General features: G+C 69.0%; 21 protein-coding genes. 9 read left to right on the forward strand and 12 right to left on the reverse strand.

Features of this window, described 5'->3' with window-relative positions; translation table 11 throughout:
* Positions 1-42: 42 nt before the first annotated feature.
* The 4 genes from ACWGCN_RS00005 to gnd all read right to left on the reverse strand — a co-directional run bounded on the left by ACWGCN_RS00005 (position 43) and on the right by gnd (position 3,488).
* Positions 43-258 (reverse strand): hypothetical protein, encoded by a 216-nt coding sequence (locus tag ACWGCN_RS00005; RefSeq protein ID WP_452460436.1) that lies wholly within the window; start codon positions 256-258, stop codon positions 43-45.
* 151 nt (positions 259-409) lie between these two features.
* On the reverse strand, positions 410-1,378 hold the full coding sequence (locus tag ACWGCN_RS00010; protein ID WP_452460437.1) for an alpha/beta hydrolase: 969 nt from the start codon (positions 1,376-1,378) through the stop codon (positions 410-412).
* A gap of 115 nt (positions 1,379-1,493) precedes the next feature.
* A complete protein-coding gene (locus ACWGCN_RS00015; protein WP_378989189.1) occupies positions 1,494-2,195 on the reverse strand; it encodes a hypothetical protein in 702 nt (233 codons plus the stop codon).
* 261 nt (positions 2,196-2,456) lie between these two features.
* Positions 2,457-3,488 carry a phosphogluconate dehydrogenase (NAD(+)-dependent, decarboxylating) gene (gene gnd, locus ACWGCN_RS00020; protein WP_378653866.1) on the reverse strand — a complete coding sequence of 344 codons (1,032 nt, stop codon included), beginning with the start codon at positions 3,486-3,488 and terminating at the stop codon, positions 2,457-2,459.
* A 303-nt stretch (positions 3,489-3,791) separates the two neighbouring features.
* Here gnd and ACWGCN_RS00025 point away from each other — a divergent pair, with 303 nt between their 5' ends.
* Positions 3,792-5,651, forward strand: a complete 1,860-nt coding sequence (locus tag ACWGCN_RS00025; RefSeq protein ID WP_452460435.1) for a VanW family protein — start codon at positions 3,792-3,794, stop codon at positions 5,649-5,651.
* 60 nt (positions 5,652-5,711) lie between these two features.
* Here the strand turns inward: ACWGCN_RS00025 and ACWGCN_RS00030 are convergent, their stop codons facing one another.
* The 3 genes from ACWGCN_RS00030 to ACWGCN_RS00040 form a co-directional block, all read right to left on the reverse strand.
* The gene (locus tag ACWGCN_RS00030) at positions 5,712-6,884 is read right to left on the reverse strand and encodes a DUF5685 family protein (protein WP_452528937.1); all 1,173 of its coding nucleotides are present in this window, start codon (positions 6,882-6,884) and stop codon (positions 5,712-5,714) included.
* Between the two features lie 60 nt (positions 6,885-6,944).
* Positions 6,945-7,544, reverse strand: a complete 600-nt coding sequence (locus ACWGCN_RS00035) for a TetR/AcrR family transcriptional regulator (RefSeq protein WP_378989192.1) — start codon at positions 7,542-7,544, stop codon at positions 6,945-6,947.
* Between the two features lie 86 nt (positions 7,545-7,630).
* Entirely contained in the window at positions 7,631-8,809 is a 1,179-nt protein-coding gene (locus tag ACWGCN_RS00040; RefSeq protein WP_379311883.1) for a glycoside hydrolase family 3 N-terminal domain-containing protein, read from the reverse strand.
* Positions 8,810-8,923: 114 nt separating this feature from the next.
* On the opposite strand from ACWGCN_RS00040, the gene ACWGCN_RS00045 reads away from it, so the two are divergent.
* The 4 genes from ACWGCN_RS00045 to ACWGCN_RS00060 all read left to right on the forward strand — a co-directional run bounded on the left by ACWGCN_RS00045 (position 8,924) and on the right by ACWGCN_RS00060 (position 15,171).
* Positions 8,924-9,391, forward strand: coding sequence for a universal stress protein (locus tag ACWGCN_RS00045; protein ID WP_378989194.1), 468 nt, complete (start codon positions 8,924-8,926; stop codon positions 9,389-9,391).
* A gap of 99 nt (positions 9,392-9,490) precedes the next feature.
* Positions 9,491-10,645, forward strand: coding sequence for an isochorismate synthase (locus ACWGCN_RS00050; protein ID WP_452458022.1), 1,155 nt, complete (start codon positions 9,491-9,493; stop codon positions 10,643-10,645).
* 67 nt (positions 10,646-10,712) lie between these two features.
* A complete protein-coding gene (locus ACWGCN_RS00055; protein WP_022566695.1) occupies positions 10,713-10,883 on the forward strand; it encodes a DUF2613 domain-containing protein in 171 nt (56 codons plus the stop codon).
* A complete protein-coding gene (locus ACWGCN_RS00060; protein WP_452458021.1) occupies positions 10,834-15,171 on the forward strand; it encodes an alpha-(1->3)-arabinofuranosyltransferase in 4,338 nt (1,445 codons plus the stop codon). The genes ACWGCN_RS00055 and ACWGCN_RS00060 overlap by 50 nt, the downstream gene beginning before the upstream one ends.
* Positions 15,172-15,178: 7 nt before the next feature.
* On the opposite strand, the gene ACWGCN_RS00065 is transcribed toward ACWGCN_RS00060, so the two are convergent.
* On the reverse strand, positions 15,179-16,372 hold the full coding sequence (locus ACWGCN_RS00065; protein ID WP_452458020.1) for an acyltransferase family protein: 1,194 nt from the start codon (positions 16,370-16,372) through the stop codon (positions 15,179-15,181).
* A gap of 146 nt (positions 16,373-16,518) precedes the next feature.
* Between ACWGCN_RS00065 and ACWGCN_RS00070 the strand changes: the two genes are divergently transcribed.
* Positions 16,519-17,709, forward strand: a complete 1,191-nt coding sequence (locus tag ACWGCN_RS00070) for a DUF3068 domain-containing protein (protein WP_452458019.1) — start codon at positions 16,519-16,521, stop codon at positions 17,707-17,709.
* A gap of 84 nt (positions 17,710-17,793) precedes the next feature.
* On the opposite strand, the gene ACWGCN_RS00075 is transcribed toward ACWGCN_RS00070, so the two are convergent.
* Positions 17,794-18,990: a polysaccharide biosynthesis protein gene (locus ACWGCN_RS00075; RefSeq protein ID WP_452458018.1), complete on the reverse strand. Its 1,197-nt coding sequence runs from the start codon at positions 18,988-18,990 to the stop codon at positions 17,794-17,796.
* A gap of 209 nt (positions 18,991-19,199) precedes the next feature.
* On the opposite strand from ACWGCN_RS00075, the gene ACWGCN_RS00080 reads away from it, so the two are divergent.
* Complete coding sequence (locus ACWGCN_RS00080; RefSeq protein WP_452458017.1) at positions 19,200-21,044, forward strand: hypothetical protein; 1,845 nt, start codon at positions 19,200-19,202, stop codon at positions 21,042-21,044.
* Here ACWGCN_RS00080 and ACWGCN_RS00085 read toward each other — a convergent pair.
* Positions 21,041-22,207 carry a glycosyltransferase family 4 protein gene (locus tag ACWGCN_RS00085; protein ID WP_452449582.1) on the reverse strand — a complete coding sequence of 389 codons (1,167 nt, stop codon included), beginning with the start codon at positions 22,205-22,207 and terminating at the stop codon, positions 21,041-21,043. The two genes, ACWGCN_RS00080 and ACWGCN_RS00085, sit on opposite strands and share 4 nt — an antisense overlap.
* A gap of 206 nt (positions 22,208-22,413) precedes the next feature.
* On the opposite strand from ACWGCN_RS00085, the gene ACWGCN_RS00090 reads away from it, so the two are divergent.
* Positions 22,414-23,214: a class I SAM-dependent methyltransferase gene (locus tag ACWGCN_RS00090; protein WP_378989202.1), complete on the forward strand. Its 801-nt coding sequence runs from the start codon at positions 22,414-22,416 to the stop codon at positions 23,212-23,214.
* Here ACWGCN_RS00090 and ACWGCN_RS00095 read toward each other — a convergent pair whose 3' ends face one another.
* Positions 23,215-23,511: a hypothetical protein gene (locus tag ACWGCN_RS00095; RefSeq protein ID WP_056823697.1), complete on the reverse strand. Its 297-nt coding sequence runs from the start codon at positions 23,509-23,511 to the stop codon at positions 23,215-23,217.
* Positions 23,512-23,722: 211 nt separating this feature from the next.
* Between ACWGCN_RS00095 and ACWGCN_RS00100 the strand changes: the two genes are divergently transcribed.
* Complete coding sequence (locus ACWGCN_RS00100; protein WP_452458016.1) at positions 23,723-25,177, forward strand: aldehyde dehydrogenase; 1,455 nt, start codon at positions 23,723-23,725, stop codon at positions 25,175-25,177.
* Here the strand turns inward: ACWGCN_RS00100 and ACWGCN_RS00105 are convergent.
* A complete protein-coding gene (locus ACWGCN_RS00105) occupies positions 25,174-25,353 on the reverse strand; it encodes a hypothetical protein (RefSeq protein ID WP_378989204.1) in 180 nt (59 codons plus the stop codon). The genes ACWGCN_RS00100 and ACWGCN_RS00105 overlap by 4 nt on opposite strands.
* Positions 25,354-25,420 lie beyond the last annotated feature (67 nt).

Consider the following 25,420-nt stretch of genomic DNA (forward strand, 5'->3'; position numbering starts at 1 on the left):
CTCCGATTCTTCGGAGAACACCCGCCGTTTCGTTGTCAGACCTCAGCGGCACGTCGGGTTCGGGTGCGGCTCCGTGGACGCCCACGGCCCGCAGAGAATGAGCTTGAGGAAGCCGAGTGGAATGTCGATCGCGGCGGAACCGGTTCCGGCGGACCCCGATTCGGCTACCACAGTCGGTTGCGCGGGGGCGGCGAGCGCTGTTGGCGCGCCCGCGGCGATACCGGCGACAGCCGCGGTGGCAACAAGGACTCGGATCATTCGACGGTGCATAACAAGCCTTTCAATGGAAAACTGAGCGAAGCTGATAACCACATCGGGTGCCTCGATACGAGCGTTATCTATAGCTTCCATGGGCTTGACACCTCGAATTATTCAGTGCTACAAGACATTCGAGTTGCACACCGCACTGTCAGTTCGCTTCGATAGCGGCGGCGAGAAGTGGCCAGGAGTTGTGCAGATCTTGTTCCCAATACCGCCAGGTATGGGTGCCGGCGGGGCGGAATTCGGTGTGGGCGGGGATGTTCAGCTCCGCCAGGCGCGCAGCCAGGCGCTGGGTGCACTGGTTGGCAGCGGCTTCGATGGCGCCGCCGAGCAGGATCTGGTCGGTCATGCCGATGATCTTTCCTGGCGTCGCTCCGGGCGGGAGAGTTTCGGCGGCGCCGGGGAGCCCGTTGGCGCTGGACAGGTAGATCGCCTTGCCGCGCAGGCGTTCCGCGTTGAGGTAGGCGTCGTTCGCACGCCAGGCGGGGTCGCCGGGCGGGCCCCACATGTTGGCGGGGTCGGCACCACCGCGGGCGAGGACGAAATCGATATAGGCGCGGCTGACCGGATCGTCGACCGAGGCGCAGCCGCTGTAGGAGCCGACGGCGCGGTAACGATCAGGGGCGGCGATGGCCAGGTTGAGCACCGCCGTGGCCGACATCGACAGGCCCGCGATGGCATTCACGCCGGTGGTGCCCAGGGTGGCGTCGATGATCGGCGGGAGTTCCTCGGTGAGGAAGGTCTGCCATTTGTTGCGGCCGAGCTTCGGATCGTCGCGCAGCCAATCGGTGTAGTACGAGAACGCGCCCGCCGCCGGCGTGACGACGTTGACGTTCTTGTCGGCGAAGAACTGCACGATGTCGGTCTGGTTGTACCAGTTCGCGATATCCTCACCGCCGCCCGCGCCGTTGAGCAGATACAGCGTCGGACGTGGCGCGCTGGTGTCGTGCGGCGTGATGACCTGCAGCGGGATCACCCGGTCCATGGACGCGGAGTACACGTGCAGCGTCTGCTGCCGCTGGCCGGGCCGCTCGATCCGATCCAGCCGCGATCCGTCCGCACCGGCGGTTCCGATGGCGACGACCGACAGCGCGACAACGGCGAGCGCGGTCAGCACCGTCCGCTTACAGGGGAACACGAGTCCTCACAGAGTTCGAAAAGAGTGCGCCACACAGAGAATGGTTCGCCGGGACGGCAGCGCGAGACCGTCCCGGCGACCAGGTGCCAGACGATCAGCTACCGATCAGATCGCCCAGCACGTCGGAGATGATGTCGCTCAGCGAGCCGGTGGAGCTCAGCTGGCCATCATCGGAACCCAGCCCGTTGTCACCGAGGCTGCCGATCACCGTCTCGCCGGCGTTGGCGCCGCGCGCGGTGAAACAGGCAGTGAGGCCGGGCATCTCATTGCCGACGCCCACGGTGCCCGCGACCCCGACGCCACCACTGGTGACCATCTGACCCGTCTTGACGCTGCTCGGCACCGGGTAGGTGATGGTCAGAGTGACCGGGTTGCCCGAGTTGACGAACCAGCCGGTGCTCGTGACCTTCCAGCCGCCCGCGTTGGGCTCGGCGGTGACGTCCTCGGTGACCTGGCCGCCGATCGCGTGATAGGCGGTGATGGTGGCCTTGGTCGGCGCGCCGAAGCCGACCGGCGGGAAGTCGGTGATGGTGTTGACGTACGGGTTACCGATCCCGGTGGTTCCCACGATCACCTTGTAGGTGACCGAGGTGCCGACGCCGATCTGCTCGGCGCTCGCGATCTTGTCGTAGACGTGGGTGACGCCGACGGTGCTCGCGTCTTTCTTCTGCGCGTGACTGCTCACCGCGCAGCTGGCGTCGGCGGCGGCGACGCCGGATCCAAGGCCGACACCGACACCGGCGACGACCAGGGCGGTGGTGGCGACGCCCGCGGCGATACGCGAAGTCCGGAACATGCTTTTCCTCCAAAGCCCCGGGCGAGACGACCGGGGCGAATTCCTCATCAGGTGGGCTTTCCCCCCTCTGACCACAAGGTATAGGTCCGACTGGACGCTTGTCCTGGAAAAGAAGAACGTGTTCTTATTTTGTGGAACATCATTGTTTTACTCTCCGGCACGGGTAGCATCCGAGGATTTTCGATCCACTCGATTCGACCCGGAAACGCGACAACCGGCCTCCGTCTGGCGACGAAAGGCCGGTTACGGGCGTCTAGGGGGCTACTTCTGCGGCAGCTCGTTGTGGCCGCCGAACGCCTTTCGCATGGCCGAGAGCATCTTGTCGGCGTAGAGGGCCTGGCCGCGGGAGGAGAAGCGCTGGTAGAGGGCGGCGGAGAGGACCGGGACGGGGACCGCGGTGTCGATGGCGGCGTCGATGGTCCAGCGACCTTCGCCGGAGTCGGACACGCGGCCGCTGTAGGAGTCCAGGTCGGGGTCGCTGACCAGGGCCGACGCGGTGAGATCGAGGAGCCAGGAGGCCACCACCGAGCCGCGACGCCACACCTCGGTGATAGCCGGGATGTCCAGGTCGTACATGTAGTACTCGGGGTGTTCCATCGGCGTCTCCTCCGCGGAGTGCTCACCGTGCAGGTACTCCGAGCCCGCGTTGGCGTGCTTCAGGATGTTGAGACCCTCGGCGTAGGCGCCCATCGCGCCGTATTCGATGCCGTTGTGCACCATCTTCACGAAGTGACCCGCGCCGTGCGGACCGCACAGTAGATAGCCCTTCTCGGCCTGCGACGGCTCACCGGTGCGACCAGGGGTGCGCGGGGCCGACTCGTAGCCGGGGGCGATGGTCGCCAGCAGCGGCTCCAGGTAGTCGACCTGGGCCGCGTTTCCGCCGATCATCAGGCAATAGCCGCGCTGTAGGCCGAACACGCCGCCCGAGGTGCCGATGTCCAGGTAGTGAATACCCTTGGGCTCCAATGCCTTCGCGCGCTTGATGTCCTCGTGGTAGCGGCTGTTGCCGCCGTCGATGATGATGTCGCCCGGCTCGAGCAGCTCGGCGACGTCCTCGATCACCTTGCCGGTGGCACCGGCGGGAATCATCACCCACACCACGCGGGGCACCTCGAGCATGCCGATGAACTCGGCCAGGTCGGTCGTGCCGCGGAACTTGCCGCCGAGCTCGGACTCCATCTCGGCGATCGGCCCTGGGTGACGCTCGTAGCCGACGGCGGTATGCCCGTCGCGCACGATCCGGCGCACGATGTTGGCACCCATCCGGCCGAGGCCGATCATTCCCAGCTGCATCAGTTCTCCTCGTTCGTCCGGTCCGTGGTGTCGAGTCTCACCCCGATTGTCTCGCGCCGCCGGGTCGTCGGTCCTGGCGGCGTCGGCCCGCGCGCCGAAATTCTTCCGAATGGGCTGTAACGCCCCGCTCCGCGCCCCGATAAACAGATCGGCTCCGTGTAGTTGCCAGACCCCCGACCCGGCAACTACGCGGAGCCTTTCTGCTGCCCCCACCCGGTTACCGAGCTGCCGAGCGCGCCGAAGCGCGTTACCCTCGGGCCGGACCCCGCAAACATTCGGGGCCAACCTAACGGAAGGACCTCCGTGCCCAGCGAGTCGACCGCCGGACAACCGGCCGACCGAAGGGGCGAGGTCGGATTACGCAAGCTGCTCGAATCAAATCGCACTTTCGATCCGGACACCACCGCCCTTACGCAGCCCTTGAACACCGTGACCCGCGATCGCTGGTCACCCACCCCCGGCCCGGCGGGCCCACCCCCGCCTGCCCCGCCGGGCAACCAGCAGCTGGTCAAGCGGATCGGGATCGCGGTCGGCGCCGTGCTGGCCGTCGGGACCGCCGCCTACCTGGCCGACCTCGCGTTGAGCACGGGTGAGGTGGCGCGCGGCGTCGTCGTCGCCGGTATCGACATCGGCGGGATGGACCAGGCCGAAGCCGACGCGCTGCTGCACACCGAACTCGGGCCCAAGGCCGAGCGACCCCTTCCCGTGCGGATCGGCGATGTGCAGGCCAGCATGGTGCCCGCCACAGCCGGTCTGTCGGTGGACTACGACCGCACCTGGGACGCCGTCGGCAGCCAGCCGCTGAACCCGGTGAGCCGACTGATCTCACTCTTCGGCACCCGCGAGGTTCCGGTGTCGAGCACCGTCGACACCGCGGCCCTCGACGCACAGCTCGAGAGCTTCCGCGTCCACGACAATCCGACTGTCGAAGGTACGGTGCGGTTCGAGAACGGCAGGCCGGTCGCGGTCGCGCCGGTGCCGGGCCGGGTGCTCGACACCGAGGCCGCGCGCACCACGATCACCGACCGCTGGGCGGCGACCAGCCAACTGGATCTGCCCGTGGTGGCCGCGCCGGTCGCCGTGCGCGCCGACGCCGTGCAGGCGGCGGTGCGCGACATCGCCACACCGGCCGTCGCGTCACCGATCACTGTGTCCGGCAAGGATGTTCAGGCCACGCTGACCGGCGGCCAGATCGCCGACGTGCTCGGTTTCGTGCCGGACGGCAACGGCGGACTGGCACCCCAGTTCAACAACGACGCCGTCATCGCCTTGCTCGCACCACAATTGGCGAAGTCCGAGGTGGAACCCAAGGACGCCACCTTCACCGTCGGCGCGGGCAAACCGACCGTGGTGCCCGCCGTGGTCGGCGAGAAGGTGGACTGGCCCAAGACGCTGGAGAAGCTGCCCGCCCTGCTCACACAGCCGGGCCCGCGCACCAGCCCGGTGGTGTATCAGCGCATCGAGCCCAAGCTCACCACCGAGGCGGCGAACGCGCTCGGGGTCAACGAGACGATCGGCCAGTTCACCACCGGCGGCTTCAGCGGCCCCTCCGGGGTGAATATCCGCACGGTCGCCGCCAAGGTCGACGGTGCGGTGGTCAAGCCGGGAGATACGTTCTCGCTCAACGAGTTCACCGGCCCGCGCACCGCGGCGGAGGGCTATGTGGAGTCCGGCATCATCGACAAGGGCAGGCCGAGCACCGCAGTCGGCGGCGGCATCAGCCAGTTCGCCACCACGCTCTACAACGCGGCCTACTTCGCCGGGATGGAAGACGGCGGACACACCGAGCACAGCTACTACATCTCGCGCTACCCGGCCGCGCGCGAGGCGACGGTGTTCGACGGCGCGATCGACCTGGCGTTCCGCAATACCGGCACGACCGGTGTCTACATCCAGGCGGTCGCCACCGGCTCCGAGATCACCGTGCGGCTGTGGGGCACCAAAACCGTGAACGTGGAATCGATTACGGGTGAGAAGTCGAAGCCGACCGAACCCAACGAGGTCGTGCTGCCCAAGGGCAAGGACTGCATCGCCTCCGAGGGCGCGCCCGGCTTCACCATCTCCGACACCAGGGTGATCACCGACGCCAAGTCCGGCGCGCAGGTGTCGCGGCACACGCGGACCGTGAAGTACGACCCCATCCCGATCGTCAAGTGCGAGTAGGGGTTCGATAGCAGAAGGCTCGCGCGGTAGGCGGATTCGCCACCGCGCGAGCCTTTTTCGTCAGCAGCCGCAATCGCAGCTGCAGTCACCGCAGCAGCAGTCCTCGCCGCAGCAGTTGCCGCAGCACTCACCGCAGTCGCAGCAACTGCCGCAGTCGCATTTCTTCGCCCAGGCGTCCTTCTGTTCGCCGGTGCACGGGCTGGTGTGGTCGACGCAGCAGGCCATGCCGGTGCAGTAGACGCCGAGCACGAGTCCACTCGCCTTGAACGGCCCCGGTCTGCCCGGGCGCCGTCCGGGCGGGGACGGGAACTCGTACGGCGAATGCTGTTGCGCCGTAACTGAAGTACGGCAGGCATGGCCGACCGCGATGCCGAGACCTCGGCCGAGGCTGCGCAACAGGCTCGCCAGCGGATCGAGCAGCGCCCAGCGCACCGTCGGCAGCTGGTCGAGTTCGGCCTCGGACGCGGCCTGCCGGATGCGGGATTCACTCTCGCGCAACAGATCGTAGGCGCGGGGCATATCCGTGCCGGTGGCCTCCAGCGGATTGAAACGGCCACGGGCGCGGTCGCGCTCGCGGTCTTCGATGGCGTCGGCCAGATGCGCGATGCGGCCGACGTGCCGACCGATCTCCTGAAGGGCCGCAACGTTTTCCGGACGCCCGGCCAGGGTGGCGGTGTGCCCGAAAAGGGTCGCGGCACAGAGTTGAGTCGGCCCGGTGAGTTCCTCGAGCGTGATCACCTCGACCGCCGCGCGGGACTCCATCGAGGACTGGGTGGCGATCGCGGTCAGCATGGGCCCCACATCGAGCCCGATCAGATCAGCCTGCTGCTGAGCTCGCGCGGCCCAGGCGTTCGACACCCGCCGCATCGGTCGGCGGGTGAGGACGGAGGTGTCCCCGTCCTCGACGTGATCGCCGATCTTGGCCGCGCCCAGCAGCAGTGACGCCGTGGCGGCCAACCGCACACCCGGCGCGTTCGCGGCGACCACCGACGCGCGCTTCATCCCGCGCAGCGGACACGGACCGGCGCTCGTGCGCGCACTCGCGCCCGACTGCGCCTCGGTGAGCACACTGAGCACGATCGCGTCGGTGTTGGTCGCGGCGCGGGCCAACTGACCGTGCCCGTCTCGCAGACCCAGACACAGCCCGCACATGTGTGCCTGCCACTGCCCCGGATCGATGCCATATTTCGCCGCGCCGTGCGCACACGGCTTCAACACACCGAACACTGCCACCCCGTCTGTCGTGAAACGTCAACCGTGCACGATCGCAGCCGACGGGGCCGGGCGCAACCGCTAGTCGATCTTCTTCCGGCCGGCCAGACCGCGCCAGGCCAGATCGTCGAGCAGGTCGACCGCCTCGGCCACTTCGATCCGCCCGCTCGCGACCCGGTCGGCGATGGCCTCACCCGCACCGATCACCGCCGCCGCGACGACCTCGAAATTGGTGCCGGGGTCGGCGTTCTTGGCGCTGGATTCCAGCAGTTTCGCGGTGAGCTCGATGACGCGCTCACGGGCATTGTCGATTTCGGCGGCAAAAGTTTGCTGACCGATAGCCTGACGGTAGAGAACCTGCCAGGACTGCCGATTGCGGTCGACGAAATCGAGGAAACCCTCCAGCGCGGTGCGGACCTGTTCGTGCGGGGTCAACTGCGGGTTACCCGCGGGCGCGACAGCCTCGATGAAACGCAGACCCTCGCGCTGGATGCAGGCGCGGAACAGCTCGTCCTTGGAGCCGTAGTACAGGTAGAGCATGGGTTTGGAGATCTTCGCCTCGGCGGCGATCGCATCCATCGACGTGTCGTGGAAGCCCTTGCGTGCGAATACCTCGACGGCGGCATCGAGCATCTGTTGCTCGCGAACTGCCCGGGGAAGTCGCTTGGTCCCGCCTGCCATCCACTCTCCTACCGCAGGGTGAACCACCTATCTTACTCCAAGGTAAGTTCACCCGCGCTCATTTGCCGCACAGTCGCCGGGTGCGATCAGCAGCCCAGCGCTACGCCCTTGTAGCGCGCCATCCGCAGTACGGAAGTGTCGACCCGGTCGGCGGGCAGTTTGCCACTCGCGACCGACTGTTCCAAACGGTCGAGTACCTGCGGCACCGCATCGCTACTGATCCACAGCGCATTGTCGGCGCCCGCGACGAGCGTGGCCTCGACCGCGTCGGCGATGGACATCCGGGCGGTGATGGCGGCCATGCCGCTGAGATCGTCGGTGAAGATCGGGCCGTCGTAGGGGGCGGCGCCGTAGCCCTTGCCCTCGCGCAGCAGCGTCATCGCGGCCGGGCTGATGCTGGCGGGCACGTCGGGCTCGGTCAGGCCGGGCACGTCGAGGTGGCCGACCATCACCGCCGCGCCGGAGTTCACCAGCTCACGGAACGGCACCAGGTCGGTGTTCTGCATCTGGTCCAGCGGCGGGGTGGTGACGGCGCCGGTGTGCGAGTCACCGGAACCGGAGCCGTGGCCGGGGAAGTGCTTGATCACCGAACCGAGGCCCACCTCGTTGGCCGCGCGGATGTAGGCGCCCGCGAATTCGGTGACGACCTTCGGGTCGTCGCTGTAGGAGCGGTCGCCGATCACACTGTCGTCGGGCTGGCTGCTCACATCGACATCGGGAGCGAAATCGACGGTGATGCCCAGATCCTTCAGCGCCTTCGACCTGGTCAGCGTGAACTGGTAGTACTGCTCAGGGGTCTGGGTCTGCGCGATCTCACGGGCCGACGGCGCGGCGCCGATCACGTTCTTCGCGCGCGAGACCCGCCCGCCCTCTTCGTCGATGGTCACCATCAACGGGACCTTGGCCTGCGCTTTCACCGCGTCGAGCGCCGACTTGTCCAGCAGGCTCGGATCGGTCCAGCTGCCGACGAAGATGCCGCCCACCTGCTCCGAACTCACCACGTTCGACGCGTCCGCCGAACCGGTGATGCCGACGGTCAGCAGCTGGGCCAGCTTCTCCCGCTGGGAGAGCTTGGCGAGATAGTCTGCGCCGCAATTGCTTTGGGTCGGAGTCGCCGACCCTGGCGAACTCGGCTCTCCGGCGGCAGAGGGGGCGGCCACTCCGCTGCTACCCGCCGCGGGCGTCGTCTCGTTCGACGAACCTCCCGAACAGGCGGTGGCAACGGCGGCGAGGACTGCGAACACGACCACAGGCGATTTCCGCATGCGCTCCACGGTAGCCCGCTCCCGGCGCGAACCCCACCACGGTGGTTCGGATTGATACACACATCCGCGGGTAACCTGAGGGAAAAGCTGCTCCGACCAGCGCAGGAGGTCGTCATGGCATGCGATCGGATGCTCATCGCCTACGACGGTTCCGAACACGCCAAACGAGCCATCGAGTACGCGGGACGATTCCTGACCGCCGAACGCGCGATTCTGCTCACCGCATGGGAACCGATGGTGCGCCAGGCCGCGCGCATCTCCGGGCTCGCCGGGGTGATGCAGCCGGACTGGGTGCCCGACGAGGAGGTGGAGGACATCGCCTACTCCGACGCCCGCAAGATCAACGCCGAGGGCGTGCACCTGGCCGAACTGGCCGGAATCGACGCCGAACCGCGCACCGCCGAGTGCACCACCACGATCTGGAACACCATTGTGGACTGCGCCGATGAGCTCGACGTCGACATCATCGTGGCCGGTACGCGCGGTGCCACGGGGTTGCGCGCGCTGTTGCACAGCAGCGTCGCCGAGGCCGTTCTCAAGCACGGGCACCGGCCGGTCTTCCTGGTGCCACCGGAGCAGTAGCGGTTCGCCACCCCGGAACTTCGTGGCGCCGTCGCGCGGTGAGAGTTCCGTCGCTCTCCCGGATCGGCGCCACATCGGCGGCGTTATGGTCGAAGCACCATGAACGAATTCCTGCTCGCTCGACCCGACGCGGTGTTGCGGACGTCAGGGGTGCGCCAGGCGTACTCCGACCCTCGGCAGGCAGTGGCGGCGCTGCGTGCGTGGCAGAAACGGCCCGACCACGTCACCGATTCGGCCGAGAAACAGCACGACTCGTCCGGCGCGGCACCGACATTGATCGTCGGAGCGCTCCCCTTCGATCCGCGCGAACCCGCGGCGCTCTGGCAACCGGAGACGGTGCTACACACGGCGGGACCGTGGCGACCCGCGGCGCTCCCGGAATTGCCCGGTGTCCGCGTGGTGGCCGAAATACCCAGTGCGGCAGAACATGTCGCGCGTGTGACGAAGCTGGTCGAGCAACTGGGTGACCCGGCGAACGAGCTGCGCAAGGTAGTGGCCGCACGGTCGATCGTGCTGGAGGCCGACGCGCCGCTGGATCCCGAGGTACTGGCGGCACATCTGCTCACCAGGCATCCGAATGCCGCGGTGTACGCGGTCGACCTGTCCGCGGCGGGACGATCCGGCGAGACGCTGATCGGGGCGACACCCGAGGTGCTGGTCGCGCGGCACGGCGACCGCGTCAGCCTGAATCCGCTGGCGGGAACCCTGCCTCGCCGCACCGATCCGGCCGATGACGCGGCCCAGGCGCGCGAACTGCTGTCCAGCACGAAGAATCACGACGAGCACGCCTTCGTGATCGACTGGATCCGGCAGCAACTGACCCCCGTCTGCACGGAACTGCGCATCCCCGACGCGCCCGAGCTCCTGAGCACCGAACAGGTCTGGCACCTGGCCACTCCCATTCACGGCGTGCTGCGTGACCCGTCTACCACCGCCCTCGACCTGGCCCTGCTGCTGCACCCGACCCCCGCCGTCAACGGCACCCCGTTCACCGCGTCCCTGGACGCGATCGCGACCGACGAACCGCGACGCGGCTTCTACGGCGGCGCGGTGGGCTGGTGCGGCGACGACGGCGACGGCGAATGGGTCGTGGCGATTCGCGGCGGCGAGCTCTCCGCCGATCGGCGGACGCTGCGGGCGAGTGCGGGCGGCGGAATCGTCGCGGCGTCGGATCCGCGCGCCGAGCTGGCCGAGACGACCGTCAAACTTCGCACCCTGCTGAGCGCCCTGCGTTGCGAGCTGCCCAACGACTGACCGAGCCCGGTAGACCTGCTAGGTTGGCCGGAGACAGGCCCCGTCGTCGAGCGTATTGGAGTGCGCGATGAAGTTTGCTGTTCCGGCTGTTGCCAGCGCGGTCGGCGGCGCCCTGCTGAGCGCGATCGCCGTCTTCGCCATCACGGCGGCGGTGCAGCAGAACACGGCGCCCTCGATCGACCGCAGCGGTGACAAAGACTCGTCGCTGCTCAACGCCCCTGAATACGGCAGCCGCTGACGCCGACGCCCGCGCGTCGCGCCCCGCATCGGGGCAACCGGACAAGGCGCCACTGGGCTGGCGCTGGCTCGTCGGCTCGGTAGTAGCCGCCTTCGTACTGACCTTCGCGCAGGCGCCCGGCCTCACCGTCGCCGACACCAAATACGACCTCGCGCAGAACCCCCTCGGTTTCCTCGCGCGAGCGTCGCACCTGTGGAGCAGCCAGGCCCCGATGGGCCAGGTCCAGAACCAGGCCTACGGCTACTTCTTCCCGCACGGCGCGTTCTTCTCCGCGGGGCACCTGCTGCACCTGCCCGCGTGGGTCACCCAGCGCGTCTGGTGGGCGCTGCTGCTGCTCGCCGGGTTCTGGGGAATCGTCAAGCTGTGCGAAACGCTCGGCATCGGCTCGCGCGGGTCACGGGTGATCGCGGGCATCGCGTTCGCGTTGTCGCCGCGGGTACTGACCACGCTCGGCTCGATCTCCTCGGAAACCCTGCCGATGATGCTGGCTCCGTGGGTGCTGCTCGCGCCGGCGGCACTGGGCACCGCGATCAAACGGCGGCGCGGCGGTCCGCTCTCACCGGCGGGAAGCGCGCTGGCGCTGGCGCTGATGGGTTCGGTGAACGCTGTCGCGACCGTGGCGGCGTTCCTGCCCGCGGCACTGTGGTGGGCAACCTATCGGCCGAATCGGCAGTGGTGGCGGTTCACCCGAGCGTGGATTCCACTGCTGGTCCTCGCCACGTTCTGGTGGGTCGTACCGCTGCTGCTGCTGGGCAAGGTGAGTCCGCCGTTCCTCGACTTCATCGAGTCGTCCGGGGTGACGACGCAGTGGGCCGCGTTGAGCGAGGTGCTGCGCGGGACCGATAGCTGGACGCCGTTCGTCTCGCCCGAACGAATCGCCGGCGCGGTGCTGGTGACCCAGCCCGCCGCGGTGCTCGCGACCGGCTTGCTCGCCGCGGCGGGGATGGCCGGACTCGCGCGGTCGACGATGCCCTGTCGGGGCAGGTTCGCCTTGATCCTGTGCGTGGGACTCGCGGGGATCTGCGCGGGATATGTCGGCACACTCGGTGGGCCGTTCGCCGAATCGGTGCGGATCTTCCTCGACTCCGGCGGTGCGCCACTGCGGAATGTGCACAAGCTCGAACCGCTGATCCGGCTGCCGCTGGTGGTGGGGCTGGCGCATCTGCTCGGCCGGGTCGCCCTGCCCGCCTCCGTGCCGATGCCGGTGTGGCGCAGCTCTTTCGCCCATCCCGAACGCGACCGGCTCGTCGCGGTCGCCGCGCTGGTCCTGGCCGCGCTCACCCTCGCGACCTCACTGGCGTGGACCGGGCGGCTCGCCCCGCGCGGCGCCTACGACCGGGTGCCCGCCTACTGGACCGACACCGCCGACTGGCTGGCCGACAACGCCGTCGACACCCGCGCACTGGTGGTACCCGGTGCGCCGTTCGGCAGCCAGATCTGGGGACTCACCCGCGACGAGCCGCTGCAAGCCCTGGCCAGTACCCCCTGGGCCGTGCGCGATTCGGTTCCCCTGAACCCGCCGGGCACGATTCGCGCGATGGACTCGGTGCAGCGGCTCATCGCCGACGGCAGGCCGTCGACCGGCCTCGCCGCCACCCTCGCCGACCAGGGCATCGGAATCCTGGTGTTGCGCAACGACCTCGACCCCGAGACCTCGCGTTCGACGCGTCCGATGCTGGCGCACCGCGCGATCGAGGGCTCGCCGGGCCTCACCAGGGTGACCTCGTTCGGCGCGAACATCGGGCCGCGCGCGGCGGATGCGGGACTGGTGGTCGACAACGATCTCCAGCCCGCCTACCCGGCCGTCGAGATCTACCGGGTCGACGTACCGCCGCCCGGCACGCCCGTCGACGTGCGCAGCGGCACCGGCGCGCCGCCAGGGTTCCCCGGCGCGTACACCGTCCCGCTGGAGTCGACCCCTGTTGTCCAGGGTGGCCCCGAAGTGCTGGAGCGGGTGCGCCGCGACGCGGGGAACCCCACGGCGCCGGTGCTTCTCGACGCCGACGCGCGACGCGCCGGGTTACCTCCGCGGCCCGTGCTGCTGACCGACACCCCGATGGATCGCGAGTCCGACTTCGGCCGGGTCGACAACCACAACTCCGCGGTCCGCGCCGCCGACGACGCCCGGCGCACCCACAACCTGGTCCCCGACTACCCGGTCGAAGGCGCCGAACTCGTGCAGGGCGAATGGTCGGGCGCGAAGGTCACCGCGTCCAGCTCCGCCGCCGATGCCACCCAGATCGGCGGAGCGGCGCCCGGCAGCTCCACCGCGGCCGCCGTGGACGGCGATCCGAGCACCGCGTGGATCAGCAACGGCTCCGAATCCGCTCTCGGGCAATGGATTCGACTCGACCTCGACAAGCCGATCGCCAACGGCTCGCTGCGTTTCACCACCACGGCGGCGGCGCTGGGTGATCCGGTGAAGTGGGTCGAGGTCCGCACCTCGCGCGGAACAGTGTCGGCGCGGATCACCGAACCCGGTGAGCCCGTGTCCGTGGCGCTGCCCGCGGGAAAATCCGACTGGGTGATGATCAGCGCCGCTCGCACCGAAACAGGCACTCGTGGCGGGCAATTCGGGATCAGCGAACTCACGCTCGACGACTACTCCAACCGGGAAGCGCCGGAGCGCGTGGATATCCGGCACCGGGTCGTGCTGCCCGAGGTGGCCGCGGGAACCGTCGTCAGCGGGTGGGATCTCGGACAGGAATTCCCCGGCCGCGGTAACTGTTTCGACGGCCCCGACCGCGTGCACTGCAGCAAGGGGCTCGGGTTGCCCGCCGAGGAGCCGGGCGTCTTCGGGCGCACGCTGTCGGTGCCGGAACCACTCACCGTCGGCACCGACCTCACTGTGCGCACCCGGCCGGGGCCCGCGCTGGAGGCGCTGCTCACCGACCCGACCAGGCCGGTGGCACGGGGTCAGGCCGATGTCGCCGACCTGCGCGGCGCCGCCTTCGCCGCTACCGACGGCGATCCGAAGACGACCTGGACCGCACCGGAGTCCACCGTGCGTGAACCGGCGGGCGGCAAACCCACGCTGGTACTGGAACTTCCGGAACCGACACTGGTGACCGGACTCGACATCACCACCGCGCTCGGCGGCTTGCCCGCGACGGCGACCTCCGTCGCGGTGAACCTGGGCAACGGCCCGCAGATCCGCGAACTGCCCGAACGCGACCACGGCGAACCGGCCCGAATCTCGCTGTACCCCACCGAGACCGATCGCATCGAGATCAGCATCCAGAGCTGGAACGAGGTGCTCGACCGCACCGCACTCGGCTTCGTTCTCACCCAGCCCGCGGGCCTGGCCGAGGTCGACGTGCTCGGTCCCGAGTATCCCGCCCACGCTCCCGGCGACCGGCTCATCACCATCGGCTGCGAGGCGGGCCCGGTGATCGCCATCGGCGGACGCGCCGTGCACACCACGATCACCGCCACCGCCGACGAACTCCGTTCGGGTGCACCGGTTTCCGCGCGTGCCTGCCCCGAGGACGCAGCCGACATCGAGTTGCTCCCCGGCCGTCCCGACCTCACCGTGGTCCCCACCGAACTCTTCACCGTCGACCGCCTCCGCCTCCCCCGCACCGACCCTTACCCCGGCGCGTCCAGCGCGCCGACGGACAAGACTTCGGGCAACCCCGGCGAAACCGGCGAACCCTCCAACCCGGGCGAAACCACCTCAGCCGCACCTACTCCCGCCGACCCGACCGAGCAGAAGCCGGGCACTCAACTGCTGGTCCTTCCGCTGAGCACCAACGTCGGCTGGCAGGCGCACACCGCCGACGGACAGGAGCTGTCGCCTGTTGTCGTCGACGGCTGGCAGCAGGCCTGGCTCGTTCCGCCCGGAACGAACGGGGAGATCACCGTCTCGTTCCCGGCGGACCGCTGGTATCGGCTGGCGATCTTCGGCGGGCTGTTGCTGCTGATCCCCCTGGTACTGCTCGCCGTTCCGCGCCGACGTGCCGTGCCCGACGCCGGGCCGGCGCCGAGCACCTGGGGTGTCGGCTGGGTCGCGGCGATCGGGCTGACCGGTGTGATCGCGGTGATCTCCGGGCCGTTCGGTGCGGCGTTCACACTGATCACCTTGGGCTGCAACTATTTCCGGCCCGCGCTGACGGAGCGGACCCTGCCCTGGCTCGCGGGCCTCGGGACGCTGGCCTCGGCCGCGGCACTGTCGACCGGGACCTGGCGCTCCGGCACCGAATACATGGGCGGCTCGCTGCTGGCCCAGGCACCGGCCGTCATCGCCGTCGTCGCCGTCGGGGTGGCGGCGCTCCCCCGCCGTCGCTGAGCGCGACTCAGCGCACCGCCGGACGCCGCGCCGATTCCAGCCGGTGTTCGTCGACTCGCGCGGACCCGGTCCGCCGATCCCACCGGGCCGCCCAGCGGCGGGCCGGTTCCTCGATCAGGGCGAAGCTCGCGGCGGCCAACGGGAGCGTGAGCGCGGTGGTCAGGGTGATCACGTAGAGGAAGTCACCGTTGAAGGGCACGATGCCGAAGACCGGGAAGACCACGGTGAGCACCACCAGGTGCCACAGGAAGATGCCGTAGGACCAGCGGCCGAGCATCGCGGCGGTGCGCGATTCCAGCCAGCGGTGCGGGGCGCCGGACAGCCGCAGCACCAGGGGTGCGAGCAGACAGAACCCGAAGATCATGCCCAGTGCCATCTTCATCGCGTACTGCCACGGTTGCGCGCGTTCCAGGCCGGCCGGGCCGCCGAACTCGGTCGCCGAGAGCAGGAACGCGGCGAGCGCCACCGCCCACATCAGCGGCTGACTCGACAGCACTCGCGCCCACCGGACCTCGGGTCGCACGAGGTGGATCAGTTCCGCCAGGAGCATCCCCGCCGCGAACCACGGCAGGTAGGCGGGCAGCCAGTTGTCGGCGTGGATCGCCTCCGGCGTCGGGATCGGCCACAGATTCCAGGTCAGACTCACCGCGACCAGCCCGCACAGCACCGGCACCCGCCACCGCGCCGCGGAGCCGCGCAGTCGCACGACCAGCCAGGCCAGCACCGGCAGCACCAGGTAGAAAGCCATCTCCACCGACAGGCTCCACATCTGGGTGAGCCCATCGGTCAATGTCAACGGCACGAACACCTGCAGCAGGAACAGATTCGACACCCACACCCGCAGGTTCGCCGAATGCGCCGCGCCGGGCAGCAACAGCAGCACGAACACGACGACGACCCAGTACGCGGGCATCACCCTGGCCACCCGGTGCAACAGGTAGCGCGAGGTCCGCGGTGCGCGGCCGTGCCCGTGCGCGGCCGCCGCGTGCGGGCGCCACAGCAGGAAACCCGACAGCGCGAAGAACACCGCGACCGCCATATCGAAGCGTTCCAGGATCGGGCCGAGGACCGGCACCCCGGTCGTTCCGGTCTGGAACGCGACGTGCGTGACCAGCACACCGAGCGCCGCCATCCCGCGCATCCCTTCGAGGGCGGGAATGAAGGCGCGCGGGCGCGAAACGGGGGCGGTGGCGGTCGTCATCGGGGTCCAGTCTGCCGTGTCGGCGATTTCCACGGCACAGCACCGCACCTTCGCGGCCTGGGCTGTTAGTGTCGGGGCTCACGAGTGCCTGTGGTGCAATACCAGACCACCGGGCCATCCGTGTTCGAACGACGAGGAGAGTTTGCATGGCACTGAGTGCCGGTACCAGAAGAACGGTCGCCTGCGTGCTCGTGGGTCTGGGCGCGGCATTACTCGTCGCCGCGCTGATGATCCCCACCTACACGGTGAGCAAAGTCGCCAAGACTCCACTCGATCTCGAGATCACGACGATCGCGGAGAACCAGAAGGGCGAGGAGAGCCTCGTCCTCGACTCCAAGTCGCTGACCTCCGGTGACGGTGCCGCCGTGGTGAACAAGGATGTGCCGCTGATCTCCCAGCGTTTCGTCACCGTCGAGGAGCCCTCCGACGCCGACGAGATGACGCTGCAGGCAGGCCAGACACTGCGGCGCACCGACGTGCAGGGCGATACCGGCCTGCTCACCGCCGCCATCGACCGCGTCACCATCTCGCGCACCACCGGCATGCCGGTGGACACCGACCCCAACGGGTCGATCGCGGTGACCGTGAACAAGGACGGCAGCGTCATGGAGCCGGTGCAGCACACCGGCATCGGCTACCGCTTCCCGATCGGCACCGAGAAGAAGACCTACCCGTACTTCGACATCAACGTGCGAAAGTCCTTCGACGCGAACTTCATCGAAGAGACCGAGATCAACAACATGAAGGTGTACCGCTTCCAGATGGAGGCGCCGGTCACCAGCACCTGGGACGTCGTGCAGTCGCCGACCAACCGGCTCACCCTGCCCGCCGCCAAGTGGGGCGTGGAGGGTGGCGACACCCCGGTCACCATGACGCGCTACTACACCAACGTGCGTGACCTGTGGGTCGAGCCGCAGACCGGCACCGTGATCAAGGGTGGGGAATCGATCCACCTGTTCTACGCGCGGTCCGGGGACAAGCCCGAGGTCACCGCGCTGAAGTCGCACCTGGTGTTCGACGAGGCGACCGTCGAGTCGCAGATCGCCATCGCCAAGGAGAACACCGACAAGCTCTCGCTGTTCGGGCGCGTGGTGCCGATCGTGTTCGGCGTGCTGGGTGTACTGGCGCTGCTGGCGGGGTTGTTCCTCGGACTGCGCGGCGGCGGCACCGCGGCTCATGCGAGTCCGCGGGGATCGCGTCCGACGCCCGCGCCCACCGCCGCGCCGGATGACACCCCGACTACTCGGTGGGACGGCGACGACGCGCCGACCACGCAGTTCCCCCGTGGGGACTACGACGCGCCTACCGAGCAGATCGACATCGACAAGCGTCCCTAGGCGGACACGCTCTACAACAGCCCCGGTCTTCGGCCGGGGCTGTTGTGTTTTTCCGGGACACCTCCGCCGAACCGGCCGGTTCGGTCAGTGCAGGACCGAGTCGGCCGGAGCGGGGTGGCTGCGGGCCGCGCGAAGAACGACGGCGGCGACGATCGTGGTGGTGACCGCCGCAACGGAGACAGCCGTGCCGATCAGGGATTCGATCGTGCGGGCGAAGGCGAGCATCAGGGTCACCTCGATGGCCAGGCCGATCCAGGTGACGGCCGCCAAGGCGGTGCGTTCGACCGCGATGGCCGAGAGCAGAGCGCCCTGGAGGACCGCCAGGATCGCACCGTGCAGGGCGAACAGCCACAGCATGCCCTGGATGGGGGCATAGTCGGCGCCGGCGAACAGGGGGGCCAAGGGAGCGGCCAGCGCGGCGCCCAGCACCGCGACGACGCCGATCACCGAGAGCACCGAGAGGGCGTCGCGGATCGCACGGGCGGAATGGGTGGGCTGGGCCATCCGGGGATACAGCACGACGCCGACCGCCTGCGGCAGCCAGAACGCGATCTTGGTGGCAATGGTGCCCAGCGAGTAGCGGCTGGCGTCGACCTCGTCGAGGACGATGCGGACCACGATCAGGTCGACCGAGGACAGCGCCATCAGCGCCGCCTGCACCTGCACGGCACGCAACACGGGAAGGACGCCGACGGTCTTCGTCATCGGTTCCCGGCTGTTTCCGGCATCGCCGCTGTCATCGGTCGGCGGATCCGCCGACTCGGTCGTCGAGCGCGCGATGCGACCGGCCACGATCGCCGCGCCGACGATGCCCGCGGCCCCCGCCCACAGGGCACCGGCAGCACCACCGCCCAGCGCGAGTGCGAGCAGCGCGGGCGCCACCCGGGCCGTACCCGCCATCGCGAGCACGGTGGCCAGTGCGCGGAAGTGATTGCCGCCCTGCAGAATTCCCTGCTCACCCGAGAGGATCACCAACGCGGGTGCCGCGCCGAGGGCGGCGGCAGCGGCCCACACGCCCACGTCGAGCACCACGGCCACCACCGGAATCAGCACCACCGCGACCGCGGCGACCAACGCGGCACACCGCCACATCATCGCCCGCACCGCACGTGGCGACGCCCCGCGCACTACCTCTCTCGCCACCACGTTCTGCATGGCAAGGGCCGGGACCGCGCACAGCAACTGCACCGCGAGCAGACTCGCGAACTCGCTGTAGCCCTCGACTCCCAACCAGCTCGCCGCCAGCAATTGCAGCAGGTACCCGGCGACGTTGGCGGTCATGGCGCCAGCCGTCACCCAGGTCAGATCGGCAACGACAGGCGGGCGGCGGACTGAGGACACGCCTCATGGTCGCACTTCACTGTGTTCGCCATCACGCCTACCCCGAAAATGTGAGTCCGAGCGGACTCACCTTCGAGCGATTCGGCCCCGAACAGCGCCTATTCGACCCCGGCCACGGCGCAGCCCGACGGGACGTAAGGTGCGTGGACGTGACGAGTAGCGGGCGAGCAAGGGCCTTGGTGGCCGGATACTGCGCTCTGCTCACGATGATCATCGTCGGACCGCTCGCCGGATCGGGCTACCTGCTGCTGCGCGACGCGGTGAGCACCCCACGTTCCTTCCTCACCGATTCGGCACTCGGCGTGGGCGCGGCCGCACCTCGCGCCGTTCCGCAGGACGCCGTGCTCGCCGTGCTCTCGCCGGTGATCGACGGCGGAATTCTCGTGAAGGCGATTCTGATCGTCGCGCTGTGGTCGGCCGGATACGGCGCCGCGGTACTCGCGCGACGGCTCGTCTCCGCTTCTACCGGAGCACAATTGGTCGCCGCGACCCTCGCGCTGTGGAATCCCTATGTGGCGGAACGACTTCTTCAAGGCCACTGGAGCCTGCTCGCCGGTTACGCCGCCCTCCCGTGGACCGCGCTCGCCGCCGCGCGCATCCGAACAGCCACCAGCAGAACGGAATCCGGCGACGATGCGGGGCCGGGCAGCCGGTTCGGATTCGTCGCGTCGCTCGGTGGATGGGCGGCGCTGACCGCGAGTTTCGCCGCTGCCGGGTTGACGCCGACCGGCTCGTTGCTGGCCGCGGTGATCGGGCTCGCGCTGGTCGGGCGGCGGGCCTTCCTCCCCGCCGTCGCGCTGTGGATCGTGACCTGCGCGCCGTGGCTGACCGCGACCGCGCTCGGATCGGGGGCCGAGCCGTCGGACCCGGCCGGCGTCTCGGCGTTCGCGGCACGGGCCGAACCGTGGCTCGGCACGCTCGGCAGCCTCGCCGGGCTGGGCGGGATCTGGAACGGCGAAGCGGTCCCCGCGAGCCGCACGACCCCGCTCGCCCTGCTCGGCACACTCTTGCTGCTCGGCATCGTCGCGTGCGGGGTGCGGGCGGTATGGGCGCTCGGACGTGACGGGCGAGCGCTGCTGGTGATCGCGGCGGTGGCGATCGTGCTGCCCGCCCTCGGCGCGACCAGCTGGGGGCTGGCCGCCGGAGAATGGCTGGTGGTGCACGTTCCCGGGGCCGGACTGCTGCGGGATACGCAGAAGTACGTGGCGTTGGCGATGCCCGCCTACGCGCTGTGCGCGGCGGCCGCGTGCCGAACCGTCACCGTGGCGGCCCGCCGAGTACTGGCGCACGACCCGGAAGCCTCTGCCGCCAACGGGCAGCCGGAGATTCGTGATGGCCGGACCGGATTTCGCCCCGCCGCAATCCTTTTCATTCTTCTGCTCACCCTCCCGCTGGCCGACCTCGCCTGGGGAGTCGGCGGCGCCGTGCGCCCCGCCCACTACCCCGCGGGCTGGCAACAGGTGGTCGACCACATCGATGCTCCCGGCGACATAGCGGTACTTCCCGCCGGGATGTTCCGCCGATTCCCGTACAGCGGAACAGCTCCCGTCCTCGACCCGGCTCCCCGCATCCTCCCCAACGATGTCCTGCAGACCGGCGAACTCCGAGTTCGCGGCTACGCGGTGACCGGAGAGGGCAACCGCGCCCGGACCGTCGAGCAAGCGCTCCTCGAAGGTGCCCCGGCCACCGAACTAGCGGCCCTCGGCGTCGGCTGGATCCTGATCGAACGCACCACCCCCGGCCCGCTCGGCGCCTCCGAGAAAACTCTCACCACGGCCGAATTGACGTATCAGGACAAAGACCTGGCGCTCTACCGCGTGCCTTCCCCCACCCTTCTCGACATCGCCACCCCGGCCCAGCGCCGAACCTCCGCCGCGGCCCACTTGCTCTGGGCGGCCCTGCTACTCACCGGACTTATTGCCGCGGCCGTGCGCCCGGACCGGACGGGCGCCCGGCGAGCAGATCGAGAGGCAGCGGGTAACCGAGTCGACTAGACCCGGGCCGGGGAGACCAATCCGCTGACGGTGCGGCCGCGCGCGGCGGCGGCGAGGACCTCGAAGACACCGGCGCCGGTCTGTTCCCAGGAGAACTCGTTGGCACGGGCCCTGGCCTTCTCGCCCATCACCAGGCGGGTATCCGGGTCGGCCAGGAGGTCGCCGGCGGCCGCGGCCAGGGCGGGGGCGTCGTCGACCAGCAGACCGGTGACGCCGTCGACGATGGAGTCGGTGAGACCTCGGGAACTGCGGTAGCCGATGGTGGGGACGCCGTGCTGGGCGGCTTCGATGACGGCCAGGCCCCAGCCTTCCTTGCGCGAGGGCATCACGTGGACCCAGGCCGTCGAGAGGATCTCGTGTTTGCGGCGTTCGTCGACGTGGCCGTGGAAGGTGACGGCGTCGGCGATGCCGAGTGCGTCGGCGCAGGCACGCAGGTTGGGGGCCCACCAGCCGTCGCCGATGACGTCGAGGTGCACGTCGGGGAAGCGTTCGCGCAGGTGGGCGACCGCGGTGAGGGCGTCTTCGATCTGCTTGTGCGGGACGAGGCGCGACAGGACCGCGATGCGCGGGTGGGTGGCGCGGGTGGCGTCGTCGCCGGGGACGACCGCGGCGGGGACCGGTTCGGCACCGTTGCGGACCACGGCGATGCGCTCACGGTCCACACCGAGCGCGGACAGTTCCTCGGCCGACGGCAGCGACACGGTGAGGTACTGGTTGTCGCGGTGCACGCGCGGGGACAGCGTGGATTCGATCCACCAGCCGATCCGCCCGACCAGGCGACCGGCGACCGGCCACTGCTCACGGTGTCCGTGGTGCACCAGCACCACCGAGGGCACACCCGTCGCGGTGGCGAAGAAGGGAATGCCGTTCTGGGTGTCGATCACGACGTCGGGGCGCAGGCCGCGCAGCGGGCCGATACCGAGCCGACCGGCCACGATGGCGGCGAGCGCGCGGGGGTAGACGGTGAAGCGGCCGCCCGCGCGACTGATGTCGATGCCGTCGATCCGCTCACGCTTGGGGGCGCCCGGGTACCCCGCCGTACGCAGGGTGACCTTGATGCCACGCGCGGCCAGCTGGGCGCCTACCTGCTCCAGATACCGTTCGCTACCGCCACCCTGTGGGTGCCCGGTGTCACGCCAGCAGAGTAGGAGGACTTCACGCACGGTCGGGGCTCGCATTCGGTTCGGTGGCAGACAAACGTCGGCCCCCACACTAGCGGGTGTGCTCCACGCAACACGGTTGTATCGACCGCGCCCGCCCAGATCAGCCCGTCGCACCCGAGCCGACCCCGTGAAGACGAACCCAACCCACCCACCCAACGCCCCCACCACCAGCCGCGACCGAAGGGCCTGCCCATAAACTCCTGCCCGTGCCGATCGCCACCCAGCCGACAACCGAGCAGCCCGTCCATCGACGCGACCGATCGAGGTTCGCGCGCCGGGCCTCTCTGCGCCGCTCGCTGCGCCTGCTCACCAGCTTCCGCTTCGAGCAGTCCGACCCGGCCCGTTTCTACGGCGGCATCGCCACCGACAGCGCGGAGCTGATCGGCGACTTCTACGCCGACATCACCGGCCGCGACCTCACCGGCACCGTCGTCCTCGACGTGGGCGGCGGCCCCGGCTACTTCGCCGACGAGTTCACCGCGGTGGGCGCCCGCTACGTCTCGGTGGAGCCCGACCCGTCGGAGATGCACGCGGCCGGGCTGCGGGTGTCGGGTTCGGTACGCGGGTCGGGGATGGCGCTGCCGTTCCTCGACAACTCCGTCGACGTCTGCTTCTCCTCCAACGTCGCCGAACACGTGCCGCAGCCGTGGCTGATGGCGGACGAGATGGTGCGGGTGACCAAGCCCGGCGGCCTCATCGTGTACTCGTACACGGTGTGGCACGGACCGTTCGGTGGGCACGAGACCGGCCTCTGGCACTACCTCGGTGGCGAGTACGCGGCCCGCCGGTACCGGCGCAAGAACGGACACGAACCTAAGAACAGGTTCGGCCGATCACTGTTCGCGGTGACCGCGGCGGATGGGTTGCACTGGGCAGCAACGACTTCAGCCGACGTGCGGACTATTTTTCCGCGTTATCACCCACACTGGGCCTGGTGGCTCGTCCGAGTTCCGGTCATTCGCGAGTTACTGGTCAGCAACTTGGTGGTGGTGGCTACCAAAGCATGATCACGCCAGCCAGCTCAAGCGCCGCGACCTCCGCATCGGCTCGGGCAACACCCTGACCCACGGCGATTCCTGAATCGCCAGGCCCACGGTCTCCAACGTGGTCAGGCCGACCTGATCGGCCAGCGCGCCGACCATCGCGACCGCCTCAGCGGCCTGGATAGCGGCAGTCGCCTGCTCGATCGTGAGTGTGCGGCCGGGCAGGAATGAGACAACCCATCCGCCACTGCCCACACTTTTCGCTTGATGGTCGGTCTGGTCGCTGGTCATCAACGATCGGCCGATCACTTGCACAGCCATGAGTCGGTCTCCCCAATTCGCTGTTAATGTTCGATGAATCGAGCGAGCTGATCAGTAGCTAAAGCATCCCCTTTTCACCAGCGGAACGCAATAGTGCGTTTCCCCGAAAAGCGAACCGACAGGTTGGAATTCACCATCTTCACAGTCGTTGCGCCGCAGCGAATTAGAACAGGTTGCAGACAATTCGCCCGCAAAACTGTAACGTGTTCTCATGCACTACGACAGTCTGTTCATCGGCGGGAAGTGGACCACCCCGGCCGGTAGTGACCGCATTTCGGTGGTCTCCCCTGCAACGGAGGAGACCGTGGGCAGCGTGCCGGCGGTAACGAACGCCGATGTCGACGCCGCGGTCGCCGCGGCGCGCGACGCGTTCGACAGCGGGCCGTGGCCATCAACGCCTCCACTGGAACGAGCGGAGGTACTCAGCAAGGTCGCGCGGCTGATCGAGCAGCGTTCGCCCGAATTGCTCGCCGCGCTCACCGCGGAGATGGGCGCGCCGACGTTAGCGGCCTTGACACTCAACCAGATTCCCGCCGTCGCGGCACTCGACGCCCTCGTCGAGCTCGCGAAGACGTTCGCCTGGAACGAGACTCGAGTCGGCCTGTTCGGAACCTCGCGTGTCTCACGGGAACCCCGCGGTGTCGTCGCCGCGATCACCGCCTGGAATGTCCCGTTGTTCCTCGCCGCGAACAAGCTCGGACCCGCGTTGCTGGCCGGCTGCACCGTGGTGCTCAAGCCGTCGCCACTGACTCCGCTGACCGCGAACATCCTCGCCGACCTCTTCACCGAGGCGGGCCTGCCCGACGGCGTGCTCTCGGTGCTGCCCGCCGACGCCGAAGCCAGTGAATACCTCGCGGGCCACCGCGGCGTCGACAAGGTGACCTTCACCGGCAGCACCCCGGTGGGCAGGAAGCTGGCCGCGCTCGCCGGTGCGCAGCTCAAGACCGTGTCGCTGGAGCTCGGCGGCAAGTCGGCCGCCATCGTGCTGCCCGACGTCGACCTCGCCGCGAGCATTCCCGTGCTCGCGTTCTCCGGGCTGATGAACAGCGGGCAGGGCTGCGTGGCGCAGACCCGAATCCTCGCGCCGCGCAGTCGCTATGACGAGATCGTCGAGGCGTTGGTCGCGCACGTCAAGACCATGCAGACCGGTGATCCGACCGATCCCGCCACCCAGCTCGGCCCGCTGATCAGCGAAAAGCAGCGTGACCGCGTGGAGGGCTACATCGCCAAGGGCAAGGCCGAGGGCGCGCGGCTGGTACTCGGCGGCGGCAGGCCCGCGGGCGTGGACCGCGGCTGGTTCGTCGAGCCGACGATCTTCGCCGACGTCGACAACGCGAGCACCATCGCCCAGGAGGAGATCTTCGGCCCGGTGCTCTCGGTGATCCCGTACGAGACCGAGGACGAGGCCATCGCCATCGCCAACGACTCCGACTACGGTCTGGCCGGATCGGTCTGGACCACCGATATCGAGCACGGCGTCGAGGTCGCGGCCCGGATCCGCACCGGTACCTTCGCGATCAACTGGTACGCCTTCGACCCGACCGCACCGTTCGGTGGCTACAAGAACTCGGGCATCGGCCGTGAGAACGGCCCCGAGGGCCTCGACGCGTTCTGTGAGCAGAAGTCGGTCCTCATGCCCATGGGATGGACCGACTCCACGGCTTAGTTCTCCGGCATATGGACCCGCAGGACCGGCTGCGCGGCCACCTCACCCCGGGCGGGTAGGTCGACGACCTCGACCCGCCAGCCCGGGGGCAGGGCCCGTTCCAGTCGGCCCGCCACGCGCTGCATGGGCGTGCTCGAATAGGTGTCGGACTCGAATCCGGTCACCAGATCTGTCATGCGTCAAACCACCTCTCAGCGTCGATCTCGTCGTTGACCGCATGGCGGTGCAGGAGTCTCGCAGGGG

The sequence above is a fragment of the Nocardia sp. NPDC055050 genome (assembly GCF_053608345.1).